We start from the raw sequence: 10029 nt of genomic DNA, 5'->3' as shown, positions 1-10029 counted from the left end.
TAAATCCTTGTTCGTTGCTTCAATACTCTCTTGATATTCTTCATTGGTAATGATTCCGTCAGCTAACAGGTTGATGAATTTCCTTTTTCGATTTTCTCTCCATCTTCTTTATATATTGCTCTTTGTCAATTTGATGAATTAAGGATTTTATGTCATTTAGAATTGTTTCTTTTAAAAAATCCTCTTTTATTGTGTGGGCGGTACAAGCTTTTTTCCCATGACGCGCATAAGCCCCACAAATGTATCCGTCTCGATTGCTTCGGAACCACATACCTGTACCACAATCGGCACAAAAGAGGACATTAGTAAAAAGATGTATCTTGGGTGCTGTAATATATTTTCTTCTCTGCTCTAATTGATTTTGGACAGCATCAAACGTTTCCCTAGATATAATTGGCTCATGTGCATTTTTGATAATAAACTGTTCTTCTTTAGGAACGTTTTTTCTTCTTTTACTTGTTACACTTACTGTCGTTGTTCTTCCTTGAACAAGATCCCCAACGTAATGGGGATTTGTCAAGATGCATCTAATTGTAGAATCATGCCACTTATCTCCTGCGTTTGCTTTTCCTGCTATTTGAGCAGGGGTTGGAACTCCCTCGTTATATAGCCGTCTTGCAATACTTTGTCGTCCGTTTCCTTCCAAATATTCTTTGAAAATTCGTCTAACAATATTTGGTGTTTCATCATTTCGGATATACAATTTTCCATCTCTTACTTCATACCCATATGGAGGGTTTGATCCTTTAAAAAGTCCATTTTTTGCTCGAGTTTTTAATGTCTCTTTCACACGATTACTCGTGTTTTGAGATTCTTGTTCATACATCCATGCATAAAGGCCAAACATATGGGTATTCCCTGTTAATGTATTGATGGCATTATCTAATGTAATGATGTGAATCCCTTGGTTTTCACATAAGTTTTTGATTTTATAGGATAACTCTCCATTGCGGGCAAGACGTGATAACTCTTTAGCAAGAATGATATCGAACTCCTTATTCTGAGCATCTTCAATAAGTTTTTGAAGTTCTTCTCTTTTTGCCGTCGTCCCGCTTTCAACGTCAATATAAAATTTGTAAATATCCCAACCTTTTTCCGCTATATAATTATAAAACAGTTCTTGCTGATATTTTAAGGAATCTTTTTGTTCTTCTTTATCGGTAGAAACACGAACATATACTGCACATCTCATTTTGAATCATACTCCTTCTCGTCTTTTTGAGATGTAGCAGTGTTTACCTTACTAGCATTATTGACGAGTTCTTCAATTTTATAATCAATAATTGAATTTATAACATCCATGAAGGTGAGCGAAGTATCTGCAAAAATTCGCTCAACGGTGTTTTCTGATCTATTCATGATTTATCGCTCTCCCTTTTATAATTTTTCAATATAAAAAATCCGCAGAATTACATAACCAACAATTTGAATGATTACGTAACCTCTGCGGATCTCGCTTTTTATTGGGTTACACTATTTATTTGACTTTGTACAAATATTCTTCAATGCGATGTTTATAGGTATTTCCCTTTCCATTGTAACTATTTCTTCTATACTCAAATAAGAAATTAGTTAGCTGTGAATGTTCTTCTGTTGAAAGTTTTGATGGATGGTTCACTCTTATATAGAGAAATCCCTTTAGATTTCCTTGGTTGTTAATCATTTTTCTTCTCCTTTTCTTTATCCATAGAAATTTTTAACTAATCATTAGCATATGGTCATATAGCCTCTGCGGATTTCACCTTTTATAGTGTGATCGAATATTTTATTAACTGCGTGCTTGTTTTGAATGTTTATAACGAATTTAATTCTCCGACTTCACATCTATGTTTGCTTTCTTATATTTCTATCTATATGACTTTAACTTGTTGTTCGAATATATGCTGCACTTTGGATAGCAAATTCATCTCCTTCGTTATTTGTATTTTCCGTTTTGCATAAAGCATTGTATCTTCGTTTTTTCATATTTGAAGAGGAAAAAGGAATTTTTTTTAAAAATTTTTTAGTTGATTTTTTGATTAACCGATTTGTTCTGAAACATTATACTTATCGATTCAATGTATTTTAATAGGATTTTAAAATTTTTTAAGATATTTTGGATTAATCAATTGGGTAAATAGTTATAAGTCTCCATGATATGTGTAAAATTATACTCGGGCTTTAAAATCCAATTTTTTACTAGACAAAAAAGGAGAAGGCATTCTATCATAAATGTATGCTTCCAGGCAAATACATGTCAGAAAGAGGCCTTCTCATGAAACAAATTATAACAGAGATTTATAAAATATTAAAGCAAAGTAATAATCTAATTGAATTTGAAGAGCAGTTACAATTACTGATGTACGATACATTCGCAAACTTAGTTGGCGAAGTATTTGAACACTTGAATAAAACAATTAAAGAACAAAAACAAGCTGAACATTACAGGGTAGAAAGAAACGATAAACGTGCGATTCAATTTACCTTTGGCGCCGTAGAATACACACGCACCTTAATGTACGATCAACAAGGCCACGCCCATTATCCATTAGATGAGTGGTTAGGTTTTCGGAAAGGTCAGCGTCATAGTCCTTTAGTTGAAGTGAAAGTGGCAGAGTTGGCAAGTGAAAATACGTACCGGGAATCATCTAGGATATTAAAAGAGTGGACAGCCGTAGACATCAGTTACACAACGGTTGGTCATCTTGTAAATCGTGTTGGAAAGGCCCAGGGAGATGCAGATAAGAAGATGGTTCAAGAGTTAGAGGAATCAGCGTCATTACCTGAGGGAAAAAAGGTTGATTATTTGTATGCGGAGGCTGATGGTGTTTTCGTTCGTAGTCTCAAAAAGAAAAAGCATCACGAGGTGTCTCATGGTATTTTTTATGAAGGTTGGAATAAGAATGGGAAACGTGTGTCTTTAAAGAACCCAAAAGTGATTATGACAACACAATCTGTGGATCGTTTTTGGCAAGAAGTTCAAACTTATGCAGCACATGAATACTCACTCGAACAGACACAAATTGTTTCGAATAGTGATGGTGGCGCTGGTTATTCAGCAGAGCGATTTCGTCAAGCCTTTTCACAATCAAAGAAGCAACACCTCCATCAATTAGATGCCTATCATATAGCTCAAGAAATAAATCGGACATTTGGATACAAAAAAAGCGAGTTAAAGGACCAATTGAAAGCTGCCATAAAAAAACATGATTTAAATACATTTACGCTCATTTTAGACACATATGAAAGCACTTTGGATAATGAAAAAGAGATAGAAAGGCTCAACAAATTCCGTACATACCTTCATAATCATTGGGATTATGTGAAAGATTGGCGAGAGCGAAAAACAGAATTTCCAAAAAAAGCGCGAGGACTTGGGAGCATGGAGTCTAATCAACGGAAAATATCATTTCGTATGAAGAAGCGAGGGATGCATTGGAGTAAAGAAGGTGCTGAAGCAATGGTAAAAGTGAAGCAAGGGATATTGAACAACACATTGAGAGAAGTGTATTTGGCATCACAAAAACGCAGTAAACGGAAGCAAAGAGAAGTTAAACGCGTGGTTCGTATAACCGAGTATTTACGTCAACCTACACGCCCGTCAATTGGTGCAAAGCGCGGATCTATTAATATAAATGCACCTCACTCTTCAGCAATAGGAAACTTACTAAAATCATTTCGATAAAACCTTGGCTGTGTGGTTCATGGTTTTAGAACCACACAGCCAAGCCACCAAGCGACAGCGCGGTAGCATTAAAAAGTGTACAAAAATAGAGTGCTGAAAATATTGGTACAATAACATGACCGAGAAAAAGTTGACACATACGTCTCCATGATTATCCTTTTAATAAAATGAGATAAATAGGTATAATGAAGATATATTAGATGCAGCAGGAGGAAGTTATATGATTACAGGGGAAATTAAAAATAAAGTAGATAAAATATGGGAAACGTTTTGGACAGGTGGAATTACAAATCCACTAACTGTTATCGAACAATTTACTTATCTTTTATTTATAAAAAGTTTAGATGAAGCAGAAACAATTAAAGAGAAAGAAGCGGAAGTTCTAGGAATACCATTTGAAGGGATCTTTCCAGAAGATAAACAACACTTGCGCTGGCACCGTTTTAAACAGCTCGGATCCCCAGAAGAAATGTATCGTGTTGTTTCCGATGAAGTTTTTCCTTTCATTAAAAATTTACATGGTAAAGATAATTCAGCATACTCCAAGTACATGGGCGATGCGATGTTTTTAATCCCAACAGCGAATATGTTGGCAAAAATTGTCGATGGAATTGATAATCTACCTTTAGATGATCGGGATGTACAAGGCGATTTATACGAGTATTTACTCTCAAAACTATTAACGTCTGGTACAAATGGACAGTTCCGTACACCAAGACACATTATTCAAATGATGGTTGAATTGATGAAACCTACGCCAGAGGATATTATTATTGACCCTGCGATGGGGACAGCTGGATTTTTAGTTGCAGCAAGCGACTACTTACGTAAACATCATAATGATATGTTTCTTGTTCAAGGCTTAAAAGAACATTACCATAACACCATGTTTTACGGAAATGATATGGACCGGACAATGCTACGTATTGGTGCCATGAACATGATGCTACATGGTGTCGATAATCCAAATATTGACTATCGGGATTCTCTTTCTGAAATTAATAAAGATAAAGAAAAATATACGTTAGTGCTGGCAAATCCTCCATTCAAAGGATCATTGGATTATGAATCGGTTTCGAACGATTTATTAAAAATTGCAAAGACCAAGAAAACGGAATTATTATTCTTATCCTTATTTATGCGAATTTTAAAACCGGGTGGTCGGGCTGCGGTCATTGTTCCAGATGGTGTGTTATTTGGAAGTTCAAAAGCACACAAAACGATACGAAAGGAAATCATTGATAACCATAAATTGGAAGCCATTATTTCAATGCCAAGTGGGGTCTTCAAACCATATGCAGGAGTTTCAACGGCGATTATGATTTTCACAAAAACTGGTGCGGGTGGAACAGATAATGTCTGGTTCTATGATATGAAAGCGGACGGATTTTCATTGGACGACAAGCGTACACCGATTGAAGAAAATGATATACCAGATATTATTGAACGGTTTAATAATTTAGAAGCAGAAAAAGAACGGAAACGGACTGAGCAATCTTTCTTTGTACCGGTTGAAGAAATTCAGGAAAATGATTATGACTTGTCGATTAATAAATATAAAGAGATTGAGTATGAAGAAGTTGAGTATGAAGATCCACTATTGATTCTTGAAAAAATTGAGAAATATGAACATGAGATAGTAAAAGGAATTAAAGAACTGAAAGATTCATTAAAAGGGTTGTGAAAAAATGGCTGTTATTTATAAAAAGCTAGGAGAAATTGCTGATATTTCATCAGGTGGTACACCAAAAAGAACTAATCCGGCTTATTGGAAAAATGGGAATATACCTTGGGTGAAAATTAGCGATATAAAAGGAAAGTACTTAGAAAAAACTGAAGAATTTATTACAGAAGAAGGTTTAAATAATTCTTCTGCAAAATTGTTTAAGAAAGGAACTTTACTCTATACAATCTTTGCAACAATAGGAGAATGTGCAATATTAAATATAGATGCTTCAACTAATCAAGCAATTGCAGGAATAAATGTTAAAAGTGAAAAAGTACTGAATGAATATCTATATTACTTTTTGAAATCTATAAAAAATACAGTTGTAAATACTGGTCGTGGTGTTGCTCAAAATAATATTAATTTATCTATATTGAAAAATATTGATGTTCCACTTCCAGAAATTGAAGTTCAGAATAGAATTATTAATTTATTGAATAAAAGTAATGAATTAGTTAAAAAATGCAAAGCCCAAATCGAAGCATTAGACCAATTAACGCAAAGTGTGTTTTTGGAGATGTTTGGGGATCCATATAAGAACCCTAAAAATTGGCCAGTAGGAACCATTAAGGACATTACTTTAAAAACACAATATGGAACTAGTAAAAAGGCAAGTGAAAATAAAGGAAAGTATCCAATATTAAGAATGGGAAACATTACCTATAATGGGTTTCTAGATTTTAATGATATGAAATATATTGATTTAGATGATTCAGAAGCTGAGAAATATTTGGTTCATAAAGGTGATTTATTATTTAATAGGACAAATAGTAAGGAACTTGTAGGCAAAACTGCTGTTTACCGTGAAGAATTACCAATGGCCTATGCTGGATATTTAGTTAAACTAGTACCAAATGAAAAGGCAAATAGTGAGTTTATATCTGGATTTTTAAATTCTAAATACGGAAAAACTCTACTTTATTCAATGGCAAAAAATATAGTGGGTATGGCGAATATCAATGCTGAAGAATTAAAAAGGATAAAGATCTATATACCACCAAGAGATTTGCAAGATAAATTTGCCTCAATAATATCAAATATATTAGAGAGAAGAGAGTTGCTAAATAAAGGGTTAAAGCTGCTAGAAGAAAATTATAATTCCCTTATGCAACGTGCCTTCAAAGGCGAATTATTTACAGAAGAAAAAGTTTCTAACCTTTAATCAAAGGGAGGTGGCAATGTGTCTAACTTCAGCTTTTTAAAAGGGAAAAAACAGTATCGTAGTTTTGCTGATGCTTGTTTTGAAGCTGAAAAAGGCTTAGTTGTTAGCCCAGCTGTCAGTGCGATTCAGTCTCGTCGAGCGCTGGAACTGGCTGTGAAGTGGGTTTATAGTTATGACAGTGCTTTGAAAGTTCCTTATCAGGATAACCTTTCCAGTTTGATTCACGATCGAGAGTTTTTAGGAATTATTGATGAAGATTTATTGCCGATGATGAAGTATGTGGTGAAACTTGGTAATCAAGCTGTCCATACCAATGCACCAATTACACGTGATGAAGCTGTTTTATCCCTTCATCACCTATTCCAATTTATCGCATGGATTGATTATTGTTATTCTGATGAATTTACCGCTGGGGAATTTGATGAATCCTTACTTCCTGTTGGTGAAGAAAAGAAGGTTCGCCCGAAAGAATTACAAGATTTATATGAGCAATTAAGTGCGAAGGACCGGAAACTTGAAGAAATTATTAAAGAAAATCAACATCTACGTAAGAAGGTAACTGAAAAACGTGAACATAATACGAAAGAAAATAATTTCCAAGTAGATCAATTAAATGAATTTGAAACAAGGCTAAAATATATCGATTTAGATTTAAAACTTGCCGGTTGGGAGTTTAATAAAGATATTATTCGGGAATATCCAGTTGTTGGTATGCCAAATAAGGAAGGTAAAGGATTCGCTGATTACGTTTTATTTGGTGATAATGGTAAACCTCTTGCCGTCATTGAAGCGAAAAGAACATCAAAGGATCCTAAAATTGGTCGTCAACAAGCCAAACTTTATGCTGATTGTATCGAAAAAATGTCAGGTATTCGCCCGGTGATTTTCTATACGAACGGCTTTGAAACATATATTTGGCATGATCCGTATCCTCCACGAAAAGTTTCTGGTTTTTATAATAAAGAAGAATTAAGTTTGTTAATCGAACGCCGGAAAATGAAACGTCCATTATCAAATGTACAAATAAATGATGATATTAGTAACCGATACTATCAAAAGGAAGCCATTTTATCAGTTTGTGACGCATTAAGCCGTAATCAGAGAAAAGCGCTTCTCGTTATGGCAACAGGTAGCGGGAAAACGAGAACGGCAATTTCAATTGTCGATGTTTTGACTCGGCATAATTGGGTGAAAAATGTTCTCTTCTTAGCAGATCGTAAAGCTTTAATAAACCAAGCATATCGTAATTTTAACAACTTACTACCAAGTATACCTTTATGCAATCTTTTAGATAACAAGGATAACCCAGAGGAAAGCCGAATCGTCTTTTCTACATATCCAACGATGATGAATGCGATTGATGAGGCAAAAAGAAAAGATGGGAAAAAATTATTTACCGTTGGACACTTTGATCTCATCATCATTGATGAGTCGCATCGAAGTATCTATAAAAAATACCGCAGCATTTTCGATTATTTTGATGGAATTTTACTCGGCTTAACGGCAACCCCAAAAGATGAGATTGATAAAAATACGTATGAAGTGTTTGAAATGGAAAATGGTGTTCCGACTTATGCTTATGAGCTGGATCAAGCTGTAAAAGATGGGTTTTTAGTTGATTACCGAACAATTGAAACTAAGACAAAGTTTCTAGAAGAAGGTATTCATTACGATGATTTATCGGAAGAAGATAAAGAAAAATATGAAGAAACCTTTGATGAAGAAGATTTTAGGGAAGATATTGACAGCTCTGCTTTAAATGAATGGCTTTTTAATGACAACACCATCGATATGGTATTGAAAGACTTAATGGGAAAAGGCATCCATGTTGAAGGTGGAGACAAACTAGGTAAGACAATTATTTTTGCGAAAAATCATCGCCATGCCGAAAGAATCGTAGAACGGTTTGACGCATTGTTCCCAGAGTATGGTGGAGATTTTGCTAGAGTCATTGATTATAGCATAAAATATGTTCAAACATTAATAGATGACTTTTCAGATAAAAGTAAAATGCCACAAATTGCTGTATCTGTGGACATGCTCGATACAGGTGTGGACATACCAGAAGTGGTTAATCTTGTATTCTTTAAAAAGGTTCGCTCGAAAACAAAGTTCTGGCAAATGATTGGTCGTGGAACACGGCTTTGTCCAGATTTATTTGGAATTGGACAAGATAAATCGCATTTCCTCATCTTTGACTATTGCGGAAACTTTGAGTTTTTTCGTGAAAATCCAAAGGGAATGGAAACTCAAGTGGGTAAAAGTCTCACAGAAAAACTATTCAATGCCAAAGTGGATATTATCCGTGAATTACAAGGGACTGAATATCAAACAGAAGAATATATCAACCATCGAAATGAATTAGTCCATGAGGTAACGAGGGATATACTTGCATTAGATAATGAAAACTTTCGTGTCCGACAACATTTACAATATGTGGAGAAATTTAAAAACAAGGATAATTGGATCTCATTATCAGTTCTTGATACGAATGAAATAAAAGAACATATCTCACCAATCATTGTCCCAGTCCAAGATGATGAATTTGCTAAACGTTTTGATTTATTAATGTATACGATTGAACTGGCCAAATTACAAGCCAACAATGCCACAAAACCAATTCGCAGTGTCATTCAAACGGCGGAAGCACTTTCTAAACTTGGTACAATCCCACAAGTATTGGAGCAAAAGCACATCATTGATAAAGTGTTAACAGAAGAATTTTGGGAAAGTGCTGATATTTTCGAGTTAGATGAGGTACGTGAAGCATTAAGAGATTTAATTAAATTTATCGAAAAAGAAACTCAGAAAATTTACTATACAAACTTCCAAGATGAAGTTATTGAAGTAAAAGAAAACACTCCAATGTTCAATGTGAACGACTTACAAAACTACCGCAAGAAAGTTGAACATTATTTAAATGAACATAAAGACCAAATGGCGATTTACAAACTGTACCATAATAAACCACTAACAGCCCAAGATGTTAAAATGCTTGAAGACATTCTTTGGAAAGAACTTGGTACTAGAGAAGATTATGAAAAAGACTTTGGTGACACACCAATCACCAAGCTTGTTAGGCAAATTGTCGGTTTAGATCCAAAAGCAGCCAACGAAGCATTTTCCGAATTCCTTTCAGAGGAGCGGTTAAATCTAAACCAAATTCGCTTTGTTAAACACATTGTCGATTATGTCATTAAAAACGGAACACTCGATAAAAAAGTATTACAACAAGAACCGTTCAGGTCAGTTGGCAGTATTGTTGAATTGTTCAAAGATAATATGGACGATGCAAGAATAATCATTGGCATTATTGATGAGATCAATCGAAATGCGGAAGAAGTGACAGGGGCGTAAATAAATATTATCAATCATGACAAGACGGGTCTGTCTGAAAAAGTCGAATCTTGTTAATTGTGAGAAGTTTGATTGTAGTGAAGGCAGTGGCGACTCCAGCAGGAGCAAATGCCTAGGTGA

6 protein-coding genes are annotated in these 10029 nt (G+C 34.6%); 4 read left to right on the top strand and 2 right to left on the bottom strand.

Going from position 1 to position 10029, the window contains the following annotated elements; translation table 11 throughout:
- Positions 1–58 precede the first annotated feature (58 nt).
- Both HNQ35_RS13405 and HNQ35_RS13400 read right to left on the bottom strand, forming a co-directional pair.
- A complete protein-coding gene (locus HNQ35_RS13405; protein WP_260173543.1) occupies positions 59–1192 on the bottom strand; it encodes a recombinase family protein in 1134 nt (377 codons plus the stop codon).
- On the bottom strand, positions 1189–1359 hold the full coding sequence (locus HNQ35_RS13400) for a hypothetical protein (RefSeq protein WP_170226734.1): 171 nt from the start codon (positions 1357–1359) through the stop codon (positions 1189–1191). Before HNQ35_RS13400 ends, HNQ35_RS13405 begins: the two co-directional genes overlap by 4 nt.
- Positions 1360–2254: 895 nt before the next feature.
- Here HNQ35_RS13400 and HNQ35_RS13395 point away from each other — a divergent pair.
- From HNQ35_RS13395 to HNQ35_RS13380, 4 genes are all read left to right on the top strand, one after another.
- A complete protein-coding gene (locus HNQ35_RS13395) occupies positions 2255–3664 on the top strand; it encodes an ISLre2 family transposase (RefSeq protein WP_146938685.1) in 1410 nt (469 codons plus the stop codon).
- Positions 3665–3884: 220 nt separating this feature from the next.
- Entirely contained in the window at positions 3885–5348 is a 1464-nt protein-coding gene (locus HNQ35_RS13390; protein WP_146938686.1) for a type I restriction-modification system subunit M, read from the top strand.
- A 4-nt stretch (positions 5349–5352) separates the two neighbouring features.
- Positions 5353–6552 (top strand): restriction endonuclease subunit S, encoded by a 1200-nt coding sequence (locus HNQ35_RS13385; RefSeq protein ID WP_146938687.1) that lies wholly within the window; start codon positions 5353–5355, stop codon positions 6550–6552.
- Positions 6553–6570: 18 nt separating this feature from the next.
- The gene (locus HNQ35_RS13380; protein ID WP_146938688.1) at positions 6571–9909 is read left to right on the top strand and encodes a DEAD/DEAH box helicase family protein; all 3339 of its coding nucleotides are present in this window, start codon (positions 6571–6573) and stop codon (positions 9907–9909) included.
- The last annotated feature ends 120 nt before the right edge of the window (positions 9910–10029 follow it).

Source organism: Cerasibacillus quisquiliarum (assembly GCF_014202495.1).
In the GTDB taxonomy this organism is placed as follows: Bacteria; Bacillota; Bacilli; order Bacillales; family Amphibacillaceae; genus Cerasibacillus; species Cerasibacillus quisquiliarum.
The sequence above is the reverse complement of the archived record's forward strand: the minus strand, read 5'-3'. Positions and strand labels throughout refer to the sequence as shown.